Raw genomic sequence first — 23,452 nt, 5'->3', positions numbered from 1 at the left:
TTTTTTGCATTTTTATTTATTTATGTTATTATTTATAGGAACATAAATAAAAGAAAGTAGTGTTACACTCACCTGATAGCAACATATTATCGTTATGGGTAAACAGCTAATAATAATTTTAGATTTTAAATCTAAATATTTTAATGGTGAGTGTGTATTAGTACACACTTTTTCTATGTTGTTATAGGAGGTTTTCTATTTTATGAAACATAAGCCAAATACTGATTTTATTAACCAAAATATTCCTTTTCGTGAAGTTTTAGTTATTGATCAAGATGACAATCAATTAGGTGTGATGTCACGAAATGATGCTTTAAGGACTGCTAAAGAGCAAGGACTAGATTTGTTTGTTGTTGCACCTAATGCTAATCCGCCAGTGTCGAAAATTTTAGATTATGGCAGATATAAGTATGAAGAGCAAAAAAAAGATAAAGATAATAAAAAAAAGCAACGAATTATTAAAAACAAAGAAATGCGTTTAACACCTAATATTGGTGAGCATGATTTGCAATTCAAAGCTAAGAAGGTAATAGAATTTTTAAAAAATGGTGATCGGGTTAAAATATCTTTAAAGTTTCGAGGTAGGGAATCACATCGTAAAGAGTTTGGTTATGAAACATTAATGCGGTTTTATGATTTAGTAAAAGAGTATTGTGAAATTGAAAAAACACCAAAGTTAACTGGTCAGTTTTATGATATGTATTTAATTGCTAGAAAAGATAAAGATTTAATTAAAGAAAAGGAGCAAGAAAATGCCAAAAATGAAAACAAAAAAAGCATTACAGAAACGAATTAAAATTACTGGAACTGGTAAATGAAAGCGAAAGCATGCTTTTACTTCTCATTTAGCGCAAAATAAGTCAACTAAACAAAAACGACATTTAAGCAAAGAAGGAGCAGTACATAAAACTGATTACCGAAGATTAAAAAATTTACTACTTAGTTAGAAAGGAAATATAATAATGGCAAGAGTTAAAGGAGGCGTTACTACTAGAAAACGCCGTAAAAAGGTTTTAAAACAAGCTAAAGGTTATTTTGGTTCAAAACATACATTATTTAGAACTGCTAAAGAACAAGTAATGAAGTCTTTAGCATATGCTTATCGTGATCGTAAAAAGCGTAAATGCGAGTTTCGAAGTTTATGAATTACACGAATTAATGGTGCTGCTAGAGAATATGATATGTCTTATTCACAATTTATTAATGGTTTACATAAAGCAAATGTTGATATTAATCGAAAAATGTTATCGGAAATGGCAATTCATCAACCAGTTGAATTTAAAAAATTAGTTGATTTGTCTAAATCAGCATTAGAAAAAAAAGATTAATTTTATCTAGTAATAATTTATAAGTTATTACTAGGTTTTTTTATTTTTTTATTTGCAACTTGAAAAAATATAATTATAATAAATAAAACAATATAAGTTAGGGATGGGTGAAACATATTTTGGATTTACAATTATGAAAACAAATTATTAGTTTGCAAAAAAAGTTAGATGCAAGAATTTTAGAAGAAAAAAAATTATTAGTTGAAAAAACAATTGATAAACGATTTTTAGCTTTATTAGTAGAATTATCGGAATTTAGTAATGAATTACGATGCTTTAAATATTGATCAAATCGTATGACATATAAGTCAAAAGAATTAGTTTTAGATGAATTTATTGATTGTCTGCATTTTCTTATTAGTATTGGATTAAGTTTTAATATTGATTTAGAAGCATATTCTTATGAATTAAAGCAAGAACAAGATTTAACATTGTTAATATTAGAAACTTTTAATCATACGATTGCTTTTTGAAAAAATATTACTAATGATTATGCTAATATTTTAAATCATTTTTTTACAATTGCTAATATTTTGCAGTTTAGTTTTCAAGATATTTTTCAAGCCTATTTAAATAAAAATGAGATTAATCATCAACGAATAAGTAATAACTATTAAGGGAGAAGTAAAGATGTTTTTATCATTATATGATTTTTTTAATCCAGCAGGAAGTTCTGGTGAAGTTATTACTAAAATTGGTGTTACTTGACAATATTGATTGCCAGTTATTTTATCATTAATTGCTTTGGCTTGTTTGTTTATTTTTAAAACAGGATATGTTAAGTTAGCACAAAATAAATTATTTTTAAGAATTCTTGGTATTTTTCAAATTTTCTTATATTTTCTTTATTATTTTTTACATTTTTTATATTTATATTATTTTAAAGAATCAGGAAAAAATTTACGAGGTTGACCTTGAATTTTCCCATTTCATTTAAGTTCAATAACACAAATTATTAGTGGCATTTTATTAATTAAGGCTAATGATAAATTATTTAGTATTACTGCACCTTGAGTAGTAATTATGGTTTTTGCAAGTTTACTAATTCCAGCTGATAAATCGTATGGACCGCAACATTTTTCTTACTGGTTATATTATGTTTTACATGTTATTATCATTTTTACTTATTGATTTTTATATATGTATGGTATTGTGCAATATCATCGTGATTATTTATTATGAAGTTTTATTAGTTTAATTATATTTAGTTTAATGGCTTTAAGTTTTAATGCGTTTTCATTAGTTATTGCGAAAAATGAAAATGAAATAACTAATTTATTATTTATTGGTCGTGATGGTTATCCATTATGAGGTAGTGGTAATAATCTTGTTACTACTGCTAATATTTTTGATCGGACTGGTCGTTTGTGACCATTAGGTTATATTTTTATATTTACTTTTGGAATATTTTTTACATCTTTAGGTTATTTAATTTTAACGAAGGTGCAACCTTATTTTTCTAAAAAAGGAAATAAATTTGTTCCTTTAAAAAGAGTAAAACAACCGTGGGATTTTAAAGCTTTGGGAATAATGTTTTTAAACATTAAAACAATATTTAAAAAGTAGTATGAGGATGGTTATTAGATGCTTAAAAAGCAATTAGTTTATGAAAATGTAGCGTTGGATTATTATTTGCAACAAGGTAAAAGATTATCAGTAAGATATTATTCATCGGATATTATTGTCAATGCCCCCTTAGGAATGAAAGAACAATATATTGAGGATTTTCTTATTAGTAATTGAAAAAAATTACAGAAAATTATTAATAAATCCTCAAAGATTTTAATTAATTTGCATCAAAAACCATATTTTGTTTATTTCTTAGATAAGAAATATGAGGTGCAAATTAATTATTTTGCTAATAACAATAAAGTTATTTTTGTCGCAACAACTGTTGTTGTTAATTTAAAAGGCAATGATGAAAAGCAACTTGTGAAAAATTTTAATAAATTTCTTAGTAAGCAAGCTAAATTATATTTGAGTTCCCGAGTGGCATTACTTGCTAAAACAATGAATTTAAGCTATCAACAACTTAAGTTTAGAGTGATGCGTAGTAAATGAGGTGTTTGTCATTTTAACAAGCAAAAAATTGTTCTAAATTCCAAAATTATGCATTTTAATTTTGAGGTTATTGACTATGTTATTATTCACGAGTTAGTACATTTATGAGAACCTAATCATAGTCAAGCATTTTGAAAATTAGTGGTGCAATTTTGTCCTAATTTTAAAGTTTGTCAGCAGATTTTAAAACAAGTTTTTTTGTAAAATTGTTCTGATTGTAAAATTAACAAAAGTAATTTGATGTTAGTGCTTAAAACAATTTAAATTTTATTAATAAATATTGAATATATATTTTTTAAATATGATAAAATATTTTTGAAGTTAGCAACATCGGTATTTAATTTAAAATTAATAATTTATATATTACATAAGAAGTGAATCATTTTTGATATTTTTTGTTTTAAAAAGGAGGAATTAGTTATAAAAAATAATTAATAAAAATTCTCATAAAAGGTTTTGATATATATGAAAATTCGTTTGACATTATTAAGTAGTTTATTACTTAGTAGTCAGGGAGTAGCAGTTATTATTAATCAAGTTAAGCAACAAGAATTTTGTAATGAAACTAAAATGCCATCAAAAACAGCTGCCGATATTAAAAAAGAATTAACTTCTTTTTTTGCTAAAACTTATGACTGAGGTTTTAGTACTTATAATATTTATGGTGATATTTTAGTAAAACTTAAAAAAGAATTAAAAACTATTAGTGAAAATTTTACTGTTCAATTTGCGATTGCTAAAAATACTGATCGGATTGCTATTAAAACGCTTAATAATAGTGTTTTTAGTTTAAAACTAGTTATTAGTGATAATTCTTTTGGTAATAATGATATTTATCAATATGATTTAAAATTACAAAATATTGCTAATATGTCGTGAATTAAACCTGATCTTTTTAATTTTTTTCATCAGAAATTTGATTATGATTTAGATAACACTAATACTTATCAACTTGTTTTATTAAAAAATGAACAAGAATTAACGAAAATGCTTGCTAATAAATATAAAATGCAAATATCATTGCCAGAATTTACTGGTGAAAATAAATATTTAGAAGTCGGTGTCAATATTATTGATTTTCATTTTATTATTAGTGATATATCTTTTTATATGCCGATAACAATAGTTAATGTTAGAGATAATCGTTTAGCTAAGTTAGTTCAAATTGTTCAGTTTTTTAATGAACAATTTGATTTTAATATTTATCAGTTTACTGATGTTCAGACAGTATTTGCTTTAATTAAAGATAAAATTAAAAATGTTTATGAAAATATTGATATGGCATTAATTAATAATGAGCAAGAATTTAAAAGTGGTAGTGATATTTTAGAAATAAGAGTTAATTATTTTGGTCAAGTTTTAAATACTAAGGTGTTATTAAAAAATATTAAAAGTTATGAAGATGCAAAAAAAGAAGTTAATGCTTTTTTTTATAAAACTTATGATTGAGATTTTAATTCGAAAACTAATTATCAAACTGTTACTAAGACATTACAAGAAAAGATGAGTTTAGTATTTAGTAATGAATTAGCAAAACATATCGCTTTTGAGTTTGTGAATATTAAAGATAATTTGGAAATATTGGCTCATAATTTAAATGCCTCTGGTAATATTTTAATTGCTCTTAATGTTACGATTGGCAATTTTTATAAATTTTCGCAAATTCTTGATTTAGAAAATGTTGGTTGATTGGATCTTGAACTTAATAAAATTTCTGTTGATGTTAATATTGATATTAGCGGTAATCAAATTGCTGATACCCGAAATGGTGCCGATTATACTGAATATTTTAGTAAAAAATATGATATATTTGATGAAATTTATAAAAAACTTCATCAAAAATATGACAGCAATGAATCACTTTTTAATTATTTTATTAATATTCAATTGGTATCAGGAAATTATTCTGTTGAAAGTAAGCAATATAAAATTGGTAAATATTTACAATTGCAAGGTTCAATTAAAGATGATGTTATTTCTAAAATAAATAAAAATTTAAAATTAGGAAAAAGAGGTGAATTATATTTAGTAATAACTGATGAGTCAAAATCAACTTATCGTAATTGAGATTTTATTTTTCAATATTTTTATGCTCAATATGACTATATTGAACTAGCTAGTGGTAGTGATTGAATAAGCAAAGTTAATAATTGATATGGATTATCATTGGATTTTGCAAAATTAAATTTAAAATTTGATTTATATGAACCAGTTAGATAATTCTCATAGTTAATAAAGGAGTTTAAAAATATGAAAGGATTTTTATTAGCTATTGTTCAATTGTTAACAATTGTAAATTATAGTAATAATTTAATTTTTTTTGAAAATAATATTGTTGAACAATTTAATCGTGATGTTAATAATTTTAAGATTTCTAGTTTATTAGTAACAAAAACCGAAAAATTTAAAATGTTGCGAACCTTAGGTTGGGCGCATAAAGTTTTGTTAGGTGGGTAAAGATTTGAATAATTTTGAAAGAAAAGCAACTAAAAATTTATTACCTTTTTACTTGAAAAATAATTAATAAAACAAAATATTTAATATTAACAAACATATTCTTAATAAAAGGTTATAAAAACTAAGTAAAATGCTTATAAAAACAACATTAAAATAATTTTTTACAACAAAAATCATACATAAGAAATATATACTTAATTTGCATATTGAAATAATTTATAGTAAATGACTATTTTTTCTTTTTTAAAAAATACCTAAGAAAACTAAACGCGACCAATATGGTAATAGTAAATACTATGATTTTTCTTTTATGATTTTAAAAAATAATGAAAATTACTATGCTAATAATTGAAATTTGGAAGTCAAACGAACTATTGAAAAAGAAATTTTAAAAACCGTTTATGTTGAAAAAGATATTATGAATAATTGAGGAAAGATAGAACAATATTGATTTTCAGTTATTCTTCCTAAAATTTATAATTTGCTAGCAAAGATTAAATAATAAGCTTCTTTTTAAAGAAGAAACATTTTATTTTCGAAATTATTTCTTTACATTTGAAGGAATTACATATGAAAAAACAAATTCTTTTATTGGATTTAATTATCATTATAATTTGTTATTAAATAATTTATTGGAAATAAAAGTAAAATTAAGTGACTAACATCATAATTTTTAAAAAGGAGTATTTATGAAAATTATTTCCTATTTTTTGTTATTAATTTTTATTAATATAAATCCAATTTTTTTCTTAGAAAATAAAATCGTCCAGTGAGCAGAATTTGAAAACTCATTGATTTTAAAAAATATTATTACTCGACTTGAAAGTGAAAAAATTTTTCTTTTTAATTATGATCATAAATATTTTGCTACTACTAATGAATATTTATTGCAAAAAAATATGATTGAAAATAATTTAAAAAAACAAGTTATTGCTATTATTAATAAAATTCCTTTTTTTGAAATTGGTGATTCTTCTGGCACCCAATATTTTTTCTTTGATTAAAAATCATTTGCTATTGAATTTTCTTGAAAGGAAATTAGTCAAGATAATAAGTTATTACCAATCCGCTTATTTTATAAAAATACAAAGCAAATAACAACAATTGTTTTTAGTGAACAAATTAGTAATGAAACGATTATTGATGCTTTAATTAATAAAATTGACTTAGAAGAAAATGAACAATGAGCTTTTTATTTTCCTATTATCGTAAATAGTAATGTTTGACATCAAAAAATCATTAATAAAATTAAAGATATTAGTAAAGATGGTATTAATATTAATTTTTTAACTTACAGCATTAATTATTATGACTTAGCAATTAATATTTTAGATATTAGTAAAATTAAAAATAATCAACTTTCATTAGTTATTAATTATAAGCAAGCACAAAAATATATTAATATTAAAACTAAATATTTATTAACTGGTGGCGAAGTTATATCGTTAATTAAGAAAAAAATTTCTAATTTTAAAACGGAAATACAACTTTTTGATAATGTTTTTGATGATACTGTTAAGAAAGAACTTATTAATGAATTAATGCAATTTATTGGTTTAGAATTTACTAATAGTAAAGGTTTTAATGTTCATTTAGATTTAATTAATCATTTAGATATTATTTTTACATCAAGTTCATCACTTATAATGGCTACTGACTATGAAATTGGTGTCAAGTATCAAAATAGTTATTTGTCAAATATTAAAGTATCTTTTCAACCAAAGCTTAAAGAAGAATTTTTTTTAAAACAGATTAAAATTGAACAGTTTTTTTTAAAGCATATTGTTATTAGTTTAGAGGATATATATTTTGCTACTAACCCAAGAGCATTAAAAAATCTTAAAGATATTATTATTAAAAAAATTAATACTCTTAATCTTAATGAATTAGAACAGCAAATTGCTACTGAAATTATTAATAATTTTGAGGTTGTTAATTATTGATTAAAAGATAATTTTATAAAGCAAAGAAAAGTTGTTATAAAAATTAGGGTTAATAGTATTATGCGAACTATTAATGTTGAGACTAATATTACTTATTTAGATGACTATCATCATTTAAAACGATGCTGATATCAGTTTTTTGAAAATAATTTTCTAGCACAAGAAAATTTAAATAATATTAATAAAAAACATTATATTTATGCTTCAGCATTTAGAGAATTATATAATGGTGATTATTTAGTTAATCCGTTGTTGTTAGAAACAGCATTTTTAAATTTTGATAATTACTCATATGTTGAAATGGTTTGAAGAAATATTATTGAATTTCTTCAATATCAGATTTTATATAAAAATAATCTTATTTCAATAAACCAATTTCAATTTATAAAAGCTTATCCAAAGTATTTTTCTGCTAACAATTTTCCTAATGATTTTAATAATATAAAGCAATTTTTTGATTTTGATGTTAAAAATAGTAATGGTAATTTAGCAAAAAATAATTTTAATACTATTGTTGTTGAAGCAAAAATCAATTATGATTATGCAACCGAAAAGGAAGTAACAGATGCTAATAATTATTTTGTATTTCTAATACCAATTTTTTTTGATATTGAAATTAATGATTAATTTTTATAGTTGGGGTTTATATATGAATAACTATTTTTTGAAAATTTTGTTTATAATTTGTTTTTTATTCGTTAATAATGGCAATCCATTTTTATTTTATCAATATCAAGAAACTAATAATGAAATTTTTAAGACTGATGTCAATGAATGATAAAAAATGAAACCGATAATAATGAAAGATTATAATTTACAAGTTAATAATTTTAATACTATTAAAGAAGCTATTAAATTAGAAATGTTAGATATTATTCCTAGATTTGATAATAATGATACTTATGAACAATATTATCAATCAGGTTATACATATAAAAAACAAGAAAATTCTCAACAATTGGATGTATATTTATATCGGGGTACTGAACAGATTAGTTTACAATTTCAATATTTTGAAAATATTTCTAAAAAAGAAATAATTGATCAGATGATTATTAAATCAGAAGCAAATCATATTATTATTCCTGAGCATGCATTGCTAACAGAAACACGGAATTTTAAACAATATTTATATTCTTTTATTGGTCCAAAACTATTAGTTAATAATGCGTTAATTAATGTATCTGAATCAAGATTAATTTATGAGTCAATGAAACGCATTATTACTGGAAATCCTACGGATAATCATTATATTGTTTATTTTAATTATTTTAATGCCGAGGCTTTAATACCATTACATATTTATACTTATAAAGAAGATAAAGAACAAGATATGCTTCCAATTTCTGTAAAAGTTAAACAAAAAGAAACAACTTCTAAAGTTGAAGATTTTGTGAAATCTGCAATTGTGAGTGGTATTACCGCAGGGGGGAGTTGGGCGCATAAAGTTTTGTTAGGTGGGTAAAGATTTGAATAATTTTGAAAGAAAAGCAACTAAAAATTTATTACCTTTTTACTTGAAAAATAATTAATAAAACAAAATATTTAATATTAACAAACATATTCTTAATAAAAGGTTATAAAAACTAAGTAAAATGCTTATAAAAACAACATTAAAATAATTTTTTACAACAAAAATCATACATAAGAAATATATACTTAATTTGCATATTGAAATAATTTATAGTAAATGACTATTTTTTCTTTTTTAAAAAATACCTAAGAAAACTAAACGCGACCGGGGGAGTTTATTATTAATTAAAGAAAAAATTAAAGCATTAAGTTTAAGTGGTATTGCTAATGGATTAAGACAATTTTCTTCTTTTGCCAGCATCAATAGTTTAAATATGTATAATGATTTTAATTCAATTGACGATATTAGTTCTGTTAGTAGTATGGATTATGATATTTTTACTGAATTAACGACAATCCTACCTAGTAGGTCAAGTAGTGAACAAACTTTTTTTGAAACAACAATTAACAGTCCTGAAGCACCACTAAATTTTTTAAAGCAAACTGTTAATGAATGAGTACAATATGTAAAATTGAAACAACAATCAATGCCTTTTAAAAAACAGTTATATTTTAGTTCGGTTGTTAATAGTGAGTTATTAAATAAGTATTTTCAAAGTTTAACAATTAAGGAATTTAATCATAATTTATCTTATTTAAGATGAGGTCTTTTTGATCGCTATCGGATCGGTAAATTAATTGATATTAATAGTAATTTTCAAGTGAATATTCCTTTAAAAAATTATAAATTTTTACCACCAAGTTTAAATATGATTACTAAATTTAAAAGTGCTATTGCTAATGCATTTAAATCGTTAGTGTTGAGATTGGAATATATTGATACTATTAGTAATATATCGCAAGAACAAGGTAGTGAATTATTAAAAAGAATTTTATGACATTATTTGGATAGTGGAACAATCAAAATTGATAATGAGATTCATTATTTTAGTTCGGATTCCTTTTGAATTCAATCATATAATCTTACAAACAATAAATTATTAGTTTATTTAAATCATTTTCTATTTATGGAACCTTTAAAATTAGAATTTAGTTTATACAATTAGGAGGTTATTATTAATGCAAAAATCAATAAAATTATGGTTTGTTTTAATTATTATTATGAGTATGTTTCATAGTAATATTAGTATTTACCAAGTTAATTATCAGTCAAATGCTACACATATTTTGAAATATAATGATGAAAATGTTTGAGGACAGATTGAAAATTTTTTTAATAAAATTCATAATTTATATCTTATTGGTGAGCAGTTAGAAACAGAAATTGAAAATAATATTGCTCAAAAATTAAAAAATATTGCTACAAATATTGAAGTTATTAAAAATAATCATCCAAGAAAAATTCCTAATATATGTGACTCAACAAATAAGTGTCAATTAGTAATGAAAATTCAATTTCAGAATGTTACTAGAAATTTTATTTTAGTTTATAATTTTTTTGCAACGCAATTAGAAGTTATAAGAGAACAAATTATGATTTTTTTTAATAGTGAACATGATTTTAATTTAACTGAATTAAATAAAGGGATTGATGTTTTAGAAGTGTTAAAAAAGAAAATAATGCTAATTGATAGTTCTATTATTGTTGACTTATTGTATAGTAGTTATCAGTTGAAATTAAATACTTTTCGTGATTCATTTTGAATTTTAATTACTTATCAAAAAAAATCTTTTTCTAAGAAATTAAAATTAATTAATATTCAAACCGTTAATGATACGATAAAAAAAGTTTTTGCGTGAATTAATATTTTTTCTAATTTAGAATTTACAATTTCTCAAAAAAGAAATGATGTTGTTGCTATTTTAGAAACTAAAATGAAAGAGCATTATTATGGAATAAAAATCTGAATTTCTGATATGATGTTAGGTAATAAGAATTTATTAATTGGTATTAATCGTTTTAATGTGAATTTTTCATTAGGACAAAAAACATGAACGGAAAATATTGCTTTAAATAATGTTAAAGATGAGCCACGATTATGAAATATGTTTAACTCAATATTGAATAATAATAAATTGCTTCAATTAAATGAAAATAATACAATTGCTGATTTTATTAGGGCGGTTAATCTTGAAGCAAAAAAAATTCATTCTGAATTTGAATTAAAAGATGCAAATTTTGCGACAACAAAAACTAACCTTTTAAAAGATAATGCCCAAATAGAATTTCAAATGATTTTAGGAAATGAGATGCGTTTAAAAACAATTCGTTTAAATGTTAAAGAAGTTTGAAAGGTAGAAGGCAATATTAACCGCTATTTTGAACGCTCCCATTATCATAATTGAGATGATATTGATACTTATCAACATCTTTTAGAAATAGTTACTTCTGATATGAAAAGTATTTATTCGCAACTAGCAGTATCATATGAAGATAATAATATTAAATTGCAACAATTCGTTGCTTCTGGGCGTCATAATATTAATTTTGTTGTTAAACTTAATGAGAAATTATTAATAAAAACATTAACGATTTTGATTCCTAATAAGCAAATTAATAAAATATGAGAAAAAGTTGATACAGAGTTAGAAAAAATAAGTAAAATGCCACTATATGCTGGTAGTTTGATTACTGATTTTATTAATAAAGTAAATATTGAATTACAAACTAATCTGAGTAAGGATTTAAGCATTGTCGTTCATTATAAACCAAATGCAAAAATAATTTCTGATTTTTCGCCAATGGAATTAAAAGTTAATTTTGGTAATGCTGTAAAGGAAAAAATAATTAATTTCACGAATTTGATTAATGAAGCAAATTTTGCGGAATTAATGAATAATTTTTTTACGAATGCTTTAGATTTAAATTTAACAACAAAAAATTCATTAGCGGATGTTATTAGTATTTTGGGTAATAAATTACAAACTGATGTTAATTATATTAATCAAATCAAACTTTTAGCAAATGAGGAATATCATATTGTAAATCCTATTAGTAATGAAGAAATTGCGAAATTACAACCAGAAAATCGGTTATTAAATGAACAACAAGATATATTTACTGTTACTGATAAGTTAGTTAAATATAATGAGTCTTTATCATCAATTAAGATATTAAATTATGGATATTTAGTGAAATTAAAAAATATTATTAATTATGAGAAGATTGAAGAATTTGTGAATAATATTTCTCAATCGGATGCTTTATTATTTACTAGTGATGATACTAAAGCAATTGCTGTGAATAAGATTCAAAGTAATCTGCAAAGTAAAACTCATTCGCAAATGACATTAAAATTAACTAATGCTGGTGAAGCAACAACAAAACTTAAAGCTTTTACTAATAATGATTTAGAGTTTAGTCTTAATTTTGGTATTAATAAATTTATTTTTAAAGTTACAATTAATAAAGTTAATGTTGGTACTAATGATATTGATGAAGTTGAAGATTTTTTTAATCAAGAATATGATTTAGATGTTTCCCCGACTAGTAATATTAATGATATTTTGGCAAAAATTAATTATCAATTAGAACAAAAGATTGCTAACTTAAAGGTTATTAATATTAACAGTGATGATGGTAATCGGCGTTTTAAATATTTAAGAGATGAGTTAGAAGTTATACTAGTTAACAATCCGACAAAAATATTTAAGTTAAGATTAAAAAATATTAAATATAATATTGAAAATAAGCGAAGATTAATTGATGAATATTTTGAAGATAACCAAATATTTTTTAATCTTAAAAATCTTGATGATTTAACAGAAAAAATTAATAATGATTTAAAAAAAATTGATTCTAATATTGAAGTGGTAGTTAATTTTTCTAATGCTGCAAAAATCTTTCACTTTGTTATTTATCTTCAAGGAACGGTATTATTTTATAATATTGCTTGCTAGTTGACTAGATGCTTTAAAAAATGTCAAGAATTAGTTTAGATATTTTGTTTTTCTTTTTTAAACAAGATAGGATATAATTAAATGAAGGAGGTTCTTTATAATGAGAAATTCTAATTTTGCATTTCGCCGTTTTTTTATAATTTTTGCTAATGTTTTTGTGTTTATTGGCGCGTTCTTTGTGTTAACAATGATTACTTTTTATACAATTGCAGCATTAAGAAATGAGATTACGGAGTTAACAGCCTATGATAATGATTTTCGTACGGTAATTACTGATATTATAAATAAGGGTTATTTTCCAGTTATGGCATTAATTATTTATATTGGAGCAATGCAATTAATTTATAGTGCTTTAATTATTAAATGAGCAATATCACTTAATGATGAGCAATTTATTAAACATCGTTGATTAATTTTAGTTTATAGTTTCTTTAATATGACATTTTTTACTGGATTTATGTTGCTTTCATTAGATCAAAAAAGAATTGAGACGGGTATTAAAGCGAAAAGAAAAATGGCACTACATGAATCAAGTGTTTTTGCTTTATCAGGTGCGATGTTAATAATTTTTACTGCTGTTTTACTATTGACAAAAAATCTTAATAGTGAAATTGTTAATATAAAACAACCCTTTATTATTACTTTAAGTATTGCTGGGGTATTCTTATTATTTGGGGTGATGGGCTTATTGTCAATTAGTAAATTAAAAAATGTTAATTTACCAGATAGTAATTCTTTACAAAATGTGCCAGTAAAGTCATTTAATGATCAGTTTGCTAAGTTAATGATTGGTTTTAGTATTATTTTTATATTAGTTAAAATGCTTATTGTTCTTGTAATTAATACTATTGGTTATTTAAGTCAAATGTTTAGTCGTGAAAATCGTGGATTTTTTAGTAATATTGGAGCAACGATAAATTTAATTTTTATGTATACTATTGTTTATCAAGTATTTCAAGCATTACTTCAAAAAGATGATCAACCGCTAGTTATTGATTTATCAAATATTGATACTAAAAGACAACACCAACGGTTTTAAGTAATTTATTATTTAATAATTCTAAAAACTGCTTCTTATTTTTATTAAGAAGCAGTTTTTATTTGGGTGTGGGATATTATTATTAATTTTGAATTTTCTTTCATTTTTTTTGCGTTATAATAGCAACTAGATAGAAGGAAGGAGACTTTTAATGCTTTATCAAAAAACTAAGAAGATTGTTAAACCACGAACAAATATTATTTTAATAGTTCTTGCAGGGCTAACAACTAAAATTAATAGTTTAAAGCAAACATTACCAAAAGAAAATATGATTTATTTTCAACAGCATCGTGCCATTTTACCAACTTTACCACCATATAATATGGCTTCAATTTTAACAGGTGCGCCATTGGAGTTTCATGGGGTTACTAATTGAGAAAACAATCGTTTGGTTACGGCGGTTTTGAATACTAAGGATAATATGTATCCAACAATTTTTTATAGTATTAAAAAGCAAAAGCCTGATTATAAATTAAGTATAATTACTAATTTTCATATGATTGAAAATATGTTGGAAAAATTTTTGTTAGATGAGTTTATTGTTAAGGATACCATTAATTATGTTGATGTTAATATTAATGAATATCAGTTATTAACTATTTATGATGACGAAATGTATGATATTGGTATTAAACAAGGTTTCAATACTAATGAGTATGCTGCATTATTGCAAGAAAAAGTTATTGCTATTAATGAAATGATTTTGAAAAATCCCCAATCAACAGTTATTATTACTTCAACATCTGGTGGATATCATCAAGGAGTTGAGAATCAAGGCGGATTAGATTCGCGTGAATTAGTTATTCCTTTAAATATAATTGATAGTCATTTACAAGGGAAAACTCATAAAATTGTTAGACCAACTAGTAATGTTGATATTGCATCAATAATTGCTTATTTACTTGGTGTTGATTTAGTTCAAGCTTCAACGACTAATATTTATGAGGTTTTGCATAAGGTAGGAATAAAATATGTTGAATAATATTAAGTATATTGTTATTTTTGGGTCGGATGCTTATGGATCATATTTACTAGAAGATAATGCTGGAAGTACTTTTAAAATGTTAATGGAAAAAGGCGCATATTCGTTAAATAGTCGGAGTGTTGTTCCGATTATGTCTAGTGTTAACTGAACATCGTTATTATGTGGGACCGCACCTAATTTTCATGGGCGTACGCAATGAGATTCCGAAACGGGTGACGCAAAAAGTGTTTATGATTATGTGAATAATAAAAATGTCCCTAGTATTTTTACATTGTTTAAAAAGCAAACTAATTTGAAAACAGCAGCATTTTTTCGGTGATCGCAATTCCAATATATTTTAGATGTTAATTCATTAGATTATTGAAGTAATGTGATGGTTAAAGATGTTGATTCTTGAAAACCAACTAAGAAAACTATTTGAATTAGTAGTAATGATAACATTAAACCTAATCAGATGATTATTGATGATTATTGTCAATATTTAATTGCTAAAAAACCGGAATTATCTTTTGTTTATGTTAATGAACCAGATACTGTTGGACATAAGATTGGTCATCAAACAACAGAAATTAAAACAATGGCGTTGCAAGTTGATTTGTGGGTAAAACAAGTTTTAGAAACGATTAGTCATATTCCCGAAATGAAAGATAATACATTATTTGTTTTTATTGCTGATCATGGTGGCAAAGGTCAAGGTGATGATTGCCACGGTAATTTTAATGATTATGAGATTAAAGTACCAGTTTTCTTTTATGGTGCTGGTGTTAAAAATACAGGGCAGTTTTTAGAGCAAACTATTCAATATGATATTACAGCCACATTGGCTTGATTAATGGAGTTGGATAGTCCTGATTATTGACAAGGAAAGGTTATTTATTCACCATTTATTAATTATCAAGAATATTATGAGGATGTGATATCGGAATGTTAATTATTGAACAAAAAGACTTAAATTTATTTCGAATTATGCATAATGATAAATGATTATATAAGGTTTTTTCTTTGCCCAAAGCATTGCAAATTGCTAAAGAATATCAAAAGAAAATTAATAAATCGTTAACAATTAAAATAATTTTACAAAATCAATAATTAGAAAGTAACTGATTAAAAACTGATAGAAAATTTTGGTAATAGTACTCTTTATTAAGAGTACTATTTTATTTGCTTTTAATTAATTTATAAATTAAAAATAAGATATTACTTTAAATTTATAGTAAAATTAATAAGGATTAACAATTAATAGGAGGAAAATATGGCGTATCAAAAAGAATACCAAAAATGATTAAATAATAATGATTTAGAACCACAATTAAGAGAGCAGTTAATTGCAATGAATGAAAAAGAAATTATTGATGCTTTTAGTAATTCATTAAGTTTTGGTACAGCAGGAATTCGTGGGATTATGGGACCTGGAATTGCCAGAATGAATATTTATAATATTAGGAAGGCAACAATTGCTTTTATCCAATATTTACAAAAACATTATGAAATGGATGAATTACAAAAAGGAATTGTTATTGCTCATGATAATCGTCATTATTCATTAGAATTTAGTCAAGAAGTAGCTAATATTTTTACTAGTTATAGTATTCCTGTATACTTATTTACTAATAATGATTTACGACCAACACCATTATTATCATATAGTGTGAGAAAATTAAATGCTTTAGCTGGTGCTGTAATTACTGCTAGCCATAATCCGCCTGAATATAATGGTTTTAAAATTTATGATGAAAATGGTTGTCAATTTTTACCAGTTGTTACTGATGAAGTTGGTAATAATATGGAAAATATTGCTATTGAGGATGTCTTTAAGTTACTAAAACCAATTCAAAAACAATTAATAAAAACTGTTCCGATTATTGTTGAAGAAGAATATATTAAAGATGTTAAAGCATTACAATTTTATCCTAATGAACAAAAGGATATTAAGATAGTTTTTTCTAATCAGCACGGTACTAGTCGTGATTGAGTAATGAATGTTTTACAAAGTAGTAATTATCAAGTTATTCCTGTTAAAGAACAATGAGATTTTGATCCTAATTTTAGTAATACACCATCACCTAATCCCGAAGTTGCTGAATCTTTTACATTAGCTATTAAATATGCTAAGAAAAATAATGCTGACTTAATTATTATTAATGACCCTGATAGTGACAGAATTGGCATTGCAGTTTTACATCATAATGAGTATATTTTATTAAATGGTAATGAAACAGCACCAATTTTGTTAGAATACTTATTAAGTCATTATCAACAGCAAAAAATTATGCCATCTAATCCAGTAATGTATAATACTTTTGTTACTGGTCATTTAAGTGATTTGGTAGCAAAATCTTATGGTTGTGAAGTTATTAAAACATTAACTGGTTTTAAATGAATTGGTAATGAAATGGCAAAAGAAAAGACACGGAATATAAATTTTGTTTTTGGTTTTGAAGAAGCATATGGTTATGTTGTTAAAGATTTAACTCGTGATAAAGATGGTATTGCCGCAGCAATGGTTGTTGCTGAGGCTTGCAATTATTATCGCCAACAAAATAAGTCATTGGTAGATGTTTTAGAAGATATTTATCAAAAATATGGATATTTTTACTTTAATACGGTTAATGTTGTTTTAAAAGGTACTAGTGGGCAAAAAGCGATTAAGACGATTTTAGCAAAGTTAAGAAAAGATTCAATTGTTAGTTTAAATAATATTAAATTAGCAAAAAAAGAAGATTATTTGCAAGGTTTATATAATATGCCTTCCCAAGATTTATTAAAATTTTATTTTAATGATGGTTCGTGGTTGGCAATAAGAGCTAGTGGTACCGAACCAAAAATTAAATTTTATTTTGTTTGTGTTGATAAATCAGTGAAAGCAGCAAAAATAAAAATGGAATTAATGTTTTCCGATTTAGAAAAAAATTATTTACATTTAAAGAAAGGGAAATTAGATGATTAAAGATTTAAAAGCAAATAGTAATGTTCTTGATAAATTCTTAGTTGAAAAAGTTAATCAAGGAACAGCAAGTAATGGAGCAACATATTTAACAGTAACTTTAAAAGATAAAACAGGACTTATTGAAGCCCGCTTATGAAATTCACAACGCGAAGATGCAATTAGATTACAAGCAGGAGTAATTGTTGAAATTAATGGTTTAGTTTCAGAATATCAAAGAAGTTTACAAGTTAAAATTAATAATTATGAAATTATTCCTTTACAAGAAGCAGATCTTAATTTGTTTGTTAAAAGTGCTCCAGTTAGTGAAAGTTTAATGTGAGAACAAATTAATGAGTTTATTGGGGAGATTAAAAATAATGTTTGAAAACAAATTGTTGAAGAAATTTTAAAGACGCAACAAGATCGTTTTAAAATTTCTCCAGCAGCGGTTAGACATCATCATAATATTCATTCGGGATTAATGTGACATACACTAACTATGTTACAAACAGCAAAAGCGATTTGTGAAATTTATAATGATCGTAAAATTAATAAAAGTTTATTATATGCGGGAATTATTTTACATGATATGGGAAAAACTAAAGAATTACAAGGTGATTTAACAGTTGAATATAGTGTGCAAGGTAAATTAATAGGACATATTTCAATTATGGCTGGTGAAATTGCTACCATTGGCGAGAAATTACAATTAGATATGCAACAAGTAGTTTTATTACAACATATGATTTTAGCAAGTCATGGTAAAAATGAATATGGTTCGCCAGTTTTACCACAAATTATGGAAGCAGAAATTTTGCATCATATTGATAATTTAGATGCGAGAATTTATACGATTGATAGTGGTTTAGAACAAATTGAAAATGAAGCTTTTTCACAACGCATTGGCGGACTAGAAAATCGTAGTTTTTATCGTCACAATTATTTTAACAGTGAAAATTAAATAATTAATTATTAAAAAAGAATTCCTAACAAATCTAGGAATTCTTTTTTAATTAAATTTAAGTTTTTTTTCTAATGCTGTTAGTTTTTTACTGTCAACAACGATTTGACTTTTTGGTAATTGTAAACCACTGTGGGAAGAATATTTAGGGATAATATGTAAATGATAATGTTCAATAGTTTGTCCAGCAAGAATACCATTATTAGAAATAAAATTAAATGCTGAAGTATTAAGTTGCATTTCAATTTGCTGAGCGACTTTTTTAGCAGTAATATTAACAAAAGAAATGATGTCATCATTAGTATTAATAAAATTTGTACTATGAATTTTAGGGATAACTAGGGTGTGTCCTTTGTCAAGAGGCATAATGTCTAAAAAGGCAATTGTATGTTCATCTTCATAAATTATATGACTAGGAATTTCGTGCAAAATTATTTTGCAAAATAAACAAGATTGTTCATTCATTTAATAATCCTCCTTGTTTAAAAAAGAGAACAGTTAACTGTTCTCTTTTTTTGTAAATTAATCATCTTCTTCATCTTGGAAATAAGTAGATAAATCTTCTCATATCTTTTTATCGTAAATATTTTTCTTAGTTACAATGTATTTTGTATATAAATATTGACTAGCATTCTTTTTTAAATTATCATCTTTGGAAATTGTAAATAATAATTCATTAATTAATGATGTTTTTTGATTATTAGGAAGATTTTGCATTCCCGTATTATTGCGGGCGCTATTTTTTTTAGTTCCCGTTTTATTAGTATTATTTTTTCACTCAAATTCTATCCCATTATCAATTTGAATTTCTTTATCATCATCAATTTTATAACCTTTAAACAAATCAGTGACAAAAATTGGGAGAACATAAATTTTAGATACATAACGACGGTCTTCAGTATAAAATTTATTTATTTCAGAATCGTTAGGAGCTTTACTGCTAGCAAAGCCAACAATTTGTCTCTCTTTCACTTGTTCTTTATAAAAATCTTCCATTGTGTTATCACCATAAGGATTATTATCATTACTATAAGCAACAAAACCACGAAAACCGGCCATATTAAATATTGGATCAAAAATTGTTTTGATTTCATTATTATCAGGTTTAAATTTATTTTTGAAAGTATCATTATCAGGAATTAACACAACATCATCGTTAGGTAAATTTGCTTCATTTTCCTTTTTAACTTTTACTTCTCAAACCATTTTTATTTTACTATCTCAAACATTACCTGAATCAAATGTTTGTACATTTTTAGGAACAGTTCAACTTATTGGCAATGAATAATTACCATCTTTTTTTAATTCAAAAATCCGATCTTGTAATCAAGTCATTGTCATTAAATTATCAAGAATAGTAGGTTTAATTTGTGCATTATAGTAATCAGCAAATCGTTCACGAACTTTAACTTTATAATTTATGGTTTCATTGTTGGTGCTTGTGATTTCGGCTGTCATTAAATCATTAATGCTTGGTTGAATTGTATCAGTATAGGCCTCATCTTTTTCTTCATCTCAAGTTCCTAAAATATGCCATTCCGCTGATTGCTTAATGTCGCATCCTTGTTTAGTAACTGTTGCTTCTAAGAAACTATTATTTAATCTTGCTTTTAAGTATTCTTGATATAATTTATCACCTGCTATTTGGTTTCAAAGGTTATCAAATTGTTGCAAATAATTGGTAATTTCTGTCTCAGATAAGTTTTCAATTTTTTTGCCTCGCATTTTCGCATATATCGTAACAAATTCATTACGAGCAATAATCTCTTTAATAGCATTAAAACCATATTCACTAATCTTACCTTTAAATTTATCAAATAATGCTTTTCCAGTAATATTATTTTTATCGGTTATTTCTAATAATTTAATAAATTGTTCTTCTTGAGTTTTTTCAGATATATTACTATCAATGCGGTCTTTAGATTTACTACAAGCAATAACAGTTACAATAGGAGATGAAGATATTAAAATTGTACTCGTGAAACTGACTAATTTCTTTAGTATTTGCATCTTAATGTTTCTCCTTTTCTAATGCTAATCAGTAGTTACTAATTTCTGTTGATGAATAAAGGTTCCCTTTTGAAGAATGATTGTTTTTAGGTTTAATAGGAGTTGGGGGAGTAATCGCTTTAATAGTTCATAAGTTATCTTTATTATTCATAAAGTTATCATTAATAACTGTATTAACATCAATTAACGCTCCAATAGTTTGATTTTTATTAGGAATCTTATTAATGGCATCATTTTCATCATTTAGATTTTTACTTAAAATATTAATTTTAGTTCCTAAAAGTGATGAACGAGAAGTTTTAAATATTTTACCTAAAATAGCACTTCATTTATCTTGGTCAAATTCAATATATTCTTTATATCATTCATTATTTGGTTTATCATCATCTCGTTCTAATCACGCCATCATATCTCAAAATCAAAATCATCAGTTTTCATTATTGTCAATATTATTTTGGGAAAAATCAGTATAAGTTTTAATTTCATTCAAAGGATTAAAACCAGAACTTTCACTTTGAGGATTATCATCAACGCGTTTTTTAAATTCATCAAATAAATATTGTAAATAGGGAGTTTTAGCAAGACGCATATTTTCATCTGAAGTTATTGCCGGATATTTGCCGTCACTTTCTTGATTTTCGCCAATATCACCATCAGCATCATAACCTTTTCGTAACTTGTCATAACCATTAATTTTAATAAAACGCACTTCATTCGTATCAGCAATAAAAACAACTTTATCAGTACCAATTTTAATTTTTTTAAAAATAATATTTTTGTTGCTATCTTTTCGTTCGTCATTTAAATCCTTTAAAAGGGCATTAAAATCAGTTGGGATACTCCCGCCATCAGTACCATCGTATGCTAAATCATAAGTTGCTGCTTTAAATATTGGACTAAATTTATCATTAGAACTATCTAAAGTTAATAAATTAGGCAATTGACCAAAGGTTGTTTTGTTATCATCGCTATACAAACCAGCCAATTGTTCAAAAGATTTACTTTTAGCATCACTTAAAAAATCATTAATGTTTTTTAAATTCTTATTTTCATCAAAATCTTTTGCTTCAATGCCATCTTCTAAACCATTTTTGTCTTTACCATCATATTTAAAATTAATTTGAGAAACTAATAACGGTTTTAAATTAAAGTATCATTGTTCGGCAATAAATTTTTGCTCTTTACTTAATTTATTTGATTGTTGAGCATCAGGGTTCATCATTACCTTATTGCTCTCATCAAATTTAACAAGATTTTCTGGCTTGATAGCAAAAGTATTGAAAAGACTTTTAATTTTTTCTTTTAATTCATTATTATCATTAAGTTCATATGCTTTTCTTAATGCTCGGTTCCGAGTTTCGGTTTCGGTTTTACTACCATATCATAAATCAATGTTAAAATTATCACCATCGCTGTTGATTTTCTTTATTAAATCATTGGCAATTCTTTTAATTTGCTCCATACTATAGCGATCATAATCAATTTGAAAGTCATTAATAAATTTTTTTCGAAAAGTTTCATAAACATTATTGGGAGTAGAATTATCTAATAATAAATGATCTTTAAATCCTTCTGCACCGCCTCATTTTTTATATTCTTTAGCTTCTTCTTTGGTTTTATTATTTCCTCATTGTTTATGTAAAGTTCCTTCAATATAAGTATTTAAATTAGTCATCATATTATCGTAACTTTTTTTAAATATCGGATCATTTTTTTTGCTTTTAAGAACAGATAGTTGTAAGCGTTTAGTAAACTCAACAAATTGTTCTTTTTTAATTTCATTATTGTTAATGAAATTATTGAAAAGTTGATCAATTGTAATTCGATCTAATTTTCCTGAAAAATCATCTAATTCTTTAAATTTTAATGTTGGAAGGTCAAGAAGTACTTGCGAACCATCATCACCAATAAATTCTCATTTATTGGAGCAAGCTGCTGATGTCATTATTGGACTTATTGATAACACCAAAGCAAATGGTAAAACTATCTTTTTCTTCATTAATCTCAATCACTCCTTAAATATTAGTTTTCATAAAATATTTAATTTTACAATACATATTATACACTATATAGTAAAAATGTAATTTCTAAAATACGGGCACGGTCGCGTTTAGTTTTCTTAGGTATTTTTTAAAAAAGAAAAAATAGTCATTTACTATAAATTATTTCAATATGCAAATTAAGTATATATTTCTTATGTATGATTTTTGTTGTAAAAAATTATTTTAATGTTGTTTTTATAAGCATTTTACTTAGTTTTTATAACCTTTTATTAAGAATATGTTTGTTAATATTAAATATTTTGTTTTATTAATTATTTTTCAAGTAAAAAGGTAATAAATTTTTAGTTGCTTTTCTTTCAAAATTAT

General features: G+C 24.4%; 24 protein-coding genes. 19 read left to right on the top strand and 5 right to left on the bottom strand.

Annotation, left to right across the window (positions count from 1 at the left end; genetic code table 4):
• Positions 1–202 precede the first annotated feature (202 nt).
• The 7 genes from infC to AAHF53_RS03630 all read left to right on the top strand — a co-directional run bounded on the left by infC (position 203) and on the right by AAHF53_RS03630 (position 5,609).
• The gene (gene infC, locus AAHF53_RS03660) at positions 203–796 is read left to right on the top strand and encodes a translation initiation factor IF-3 (RefSeq protein ID WP_342189502.1); all 594 of its coding nucleotides are present in this window, start codon (positions 203–205) and stop codon (positions 794–796) included.
• Positions 753–947, top strand: a complete 195-nt coding sequence (rpmI, locus tag AAHF53_RS03655; RefSeq protein WP_338967542.1) for a 50S ribosomal protein L35 — start codon at positions 753–755, stop codon at positions 945–947. Before infC ends, rpmI begins: the two co-directional genes overlap by 44 nt.
• Before the next feature lie 15 nt (positions 948–962).
• Positions 963–1,328 carry a 50S ribosomal protein L20 gene (gene rplT / locus AAHF53_RS03650; protein WP_338967539.1) on the top strand — a complete coding sequence of 122 codons (366 nt, stop codon included), beginning with the start codon at positions 963–965 and terminating at the stop codon, positions 1,326–1,328.
• A gap of 119 nt (positions 1,329–1,447) precedes the next feature.
• Positions 1,448–1,945, top strand: coding sequence for a dUTP diphosphatase (locus tag AAHF53_RS03645; RefSeq protein ID WP_342189501.1), 498 nt, complete (start codon positions 1,448–1,450; stop codon positions 1,943–1,945).
• A 13-nt stretch (positions 1,946–1,958) separates the two neighbouring features.
• On the top strand, positions 1,959–2,894 hold the full coding sequence (locus tag AAHF53_RS03640; protein ID WP_342189500.1) for a hypothetical protein: 936 nt from the start codon (positions 1,959–1,961) through the stop codon (positions 2,892–2,894).
• Positions 2,895–2,912: 18 nt separating this feature from the next.
• Positions 2,913–3,593 carry a SprT family zinc-dependent metalloprotease gene (locus AAHF53_RS03635; RefSeq protein WP_342189499.1) on the top strand — a complete coding sequence of 227 codons (681 nt, stop codon included), beginning with the start codon at positions 2,913–2,915 and terminating at the stop codon, positions 3,591–3,593.
• A 261-nt stretch (positions 3,594–3,854) separates the two neighbouring features.
• Positions 3,855–5,609, top strand: coding sequence for a hypothetical protein (locus AAHF53_RS03630; RefSeq protein WP_342189498.1), 1,755 nt, complete (start codon positions 3,855–3,857; stop codon positions 5,607–5,609).
• Between the two features lie 77 nt (positions 5,610–5,686).
• Here AAHF53_RS03630 and AAHF53_RS03625 read toward each other — a convergent pair whose 3' ends face one another.
• Positions 5,687–5,875, bottom strand: a complete 189-nt coding sequence (locus AAHF53_RS03625; protein ID WP_342189497.1) for a hypothetical protein — start codon at positions 5,873–5,875, stop codon at positions 5,687–5,689.
• Positions 5,876–6,156: 281 nt separating this feature from the next.
• On the opposite strand from AAHF53_RS03625, the gene AAHF53_RS03620 reads away from it, so the two are divergent.
• The 4 genes from AAHF53_RS03620 to AAHF53_RS03605 all read left to right on the top strand — a co-directional run bounded on the left by AAHF53_RS03620 (position 6,157) and on the right by AAHF53_RS03605 (position 9,254).
• Positions 6,157–6,348, top strand: coding sequence for a hypothetical protein (locus AAHF53_RS03620; protein WP_342189496.1), 192 nt, complete (start codon positions 6,157–6,159; stop codon positions 6,346–6,348).
• Positions 6,349–6,535: 187 nt separating this feature from the next.
• Positions 6,536–6,850, top strand: coding sequence for a hypothetical protein (locus AAHF53_RS03615; RefSeq protein WP_342189495.1), 315 nt, complete (start codon positions 6,536–6,538; stop codon positions 6,848–6,850).
• 537 nt (positions 6,851–7,387) lie between these two features.
• On the top strand, positions 7,388–8,416 hold the full coding sequence (locus tag AAHF53_RS03610) for a hypothetical protein (RefSeq protein WP_342189494.1): 1,029 nt from the start codon (positions 7,388–7,390) through the stop codon (positions 8,414–8,416).
• Between the two features lie 157 nt (positions 8,417–8,573).
• On the top strand, positions 8,574–9,254 hold the full coding sequence (locus tag AAHF53_RS03605; RefSeq protein ID WP_342189493.1) for a hypothetical protein: 681 nt from the start codon (positions 8,574–8,576) through the stop codon (positions 9,252–9,254).
• Positions 9,255–9,497: 243 nt separating this feature from the next.
• Here AAHF53_RS03605 and AAHF53_RS03600 read toward each other — a convergent pair whose 3' ends face one another.
• A complete protein-coding gene (locus AAHF53_RS03600) occupies positions 9,498–9,623 on the bottom strand; it encodes a hypothetical protein (protein WP_342189492.1) in 126 nt (41 codons plus the stop codon).
• Positions 9,624–9,636: 13 nt separating this feature from the next.
• Here AAHF53_RS03600 and AAHF53_RS03595 point away from each other — a divergent pair, with 13 nt between their 5' ends.
• The 8 genes from AAHF53_RS03595 to AAHF53_RS03560 all read left to right on the top strand — a co-directional run bounded on the left by AAHF53_RS03595 (position 9,637) and on the right by AAHF53_RS03560 (position 19,073).
• Positions 9,637–10,368: a hypothetical protein gene (locus AAHF53_RS03595; RefSeq protein ID WP_342189491.1), complete on the top strand. Its 732-nt coding sequence runs from the start codon at positions 9,637–9,639 to the stop codon at positions 10,366–10,368.
• Between the two features lie 55 nt (positions 10,369–10,423).
• Entirely contained in the window at positions 10,424–13,162 is a 2,739-nt protein-coding gene (locus AAHF53_RS03590) for a hypothetical protein (protein WP_342189490.1), read from the top strand.
• A gap of 100 nt (positions 13,163–13,262) precedes the next feature.
• Positions 13,263–14,201 (top strand): hypothetical protein, encoded by a 939-nt coding sequence (locus AAHF53_RS03585; protein ID WP_338968908.1) that lies wholly within the window; start codon positions 13,263–13,265, stop codon positions 14,199–14,201.
• 151 nt (positions 14,202–14,352) lie between these two features.
• On the top strand, positions 14,353–15,183 hold the full coding sequence (locus AAHF53_RS03580) for a hypothetical protein (protein WP_338968910.1): 831 nt from the start codon (positions 14,353–14,355) through the stop codon (positions 15,181–15,183).
• The gene (locus AAHF53_RS03575; RefSeq protein WP_342189489.1) at positions 15,173–16,117 is read left to right on the top strand and encodes an alkaline phosphatase; all 945 of its coding nucleotides are present in this window, start codon (positions 15,173–15,175) and stop codon (positions 16,115–16,117) included. The genes AAHF53_RS03580 and AAHF53_RS03575 overlap by 11 nt, the downstream gene beginning before the upstream one ends.
• Complete coding sequence (locus tag AAHF53_RS03570; RefSeq protein ID WP_338968912.1) at positions 16,111–16,275, top strand: hypothetical protein; 165 nt, start codon at positions 16,111–16,113, stop codon at positions 16,273–16,275. Before AAHF53_RS03575 ends, AAHF53_RS03570 begins: the two co-directional genes overlap by 7 nt.
• 163 nt (positions 16,276–16,438) lie before the next feature.
• Entirely contained in the window at positions 16,439–18,133 is a 1,695-nt protein-coding gene (locus AAHF53_RS03565; protein WP_342189488.1) for a phospho-sugar mutase, read from the top strand.
• Complete coding sequence (locus AAHF53_RS03560; protein ID WP_342189487.1) at positions 18,126–19,073, top strand: 3'-5' exoribonuclease YhaM family protein; 948 nt, start codon at positions 18,126–18,128, stop codon at positions 19,071–19,073. Before AAHF53_RS03565 ends, AAHF53_RS03560 begins: the two co-directional genes overlap by 8 nt.
• Before the next feature lie 48 nt (positions 19,074–19,121).
• Here the strand turns inward: AAHF53_RS03560 and AAHF53_RS03555 are convergent, their stop codons facing one another.
• Genes AAHF53_RS03555 through AAHF53_RS03545 form a run of 3 tightly spaced genes read right to left on the bottom strand, consistent with a single transcriptional unit; the run spans position 19,122 to position 23,082 of the window.
• Positions 19,122–19,538 carry an HIT family protein gene (locus AAHF53_RS03555; RefSeq protein ID WP_338968874.1) on the bottom strand — a complete coding sequence of 139 codons (417 nt, stop codon included), beginning with the start codon at positions 19,536–19,538 and terminating at the stop codon, positions 19,122–19,124.
• Positions 19,539–19,595: 57 nt separating this feature from the next.
• Positions 19,596–21,083: a hypothetical protein gene (locus AAHF53_RS03550; RefSeq protein WP_342189486.1), complete on the bottom strand. Its 1,488-nt coding sequence runs from the start codon at positions 21,081–21,083 to the stop codon at positions 19,596–19,598.
• A gap of 1 nt (position 21,084) precedes the next feature.
• Positions 21,085–23,082, bottom strand: coding sequence for a hypothetical protein (locus AAHF53_RS03545; RefSeq protein WP_342189485.1), 1,998 nt, complete (start codon positions 23,080–23,082; stop codon positions 21,085–21,087).
• Between the last annotated feature and the right edge of the window lie 370 nt (positions 23,083–23,452).

The organism is Spiroplasma endosymbiont of Dilophus febrilis (genome assembly GCF_964030685.1).
In the GTDB taxonomy this organism is placed as follows: domain Bacteria; phylum Bacillota_I; class Bacilli_A; order Mycoplasmatales; family Nriv7; genus Nriv7.
The sequence above is the reverse complement of the archived record's forward strand: the minus strand, read 5'-3'. Positions and strand labels throughout refer to the sequence as shown.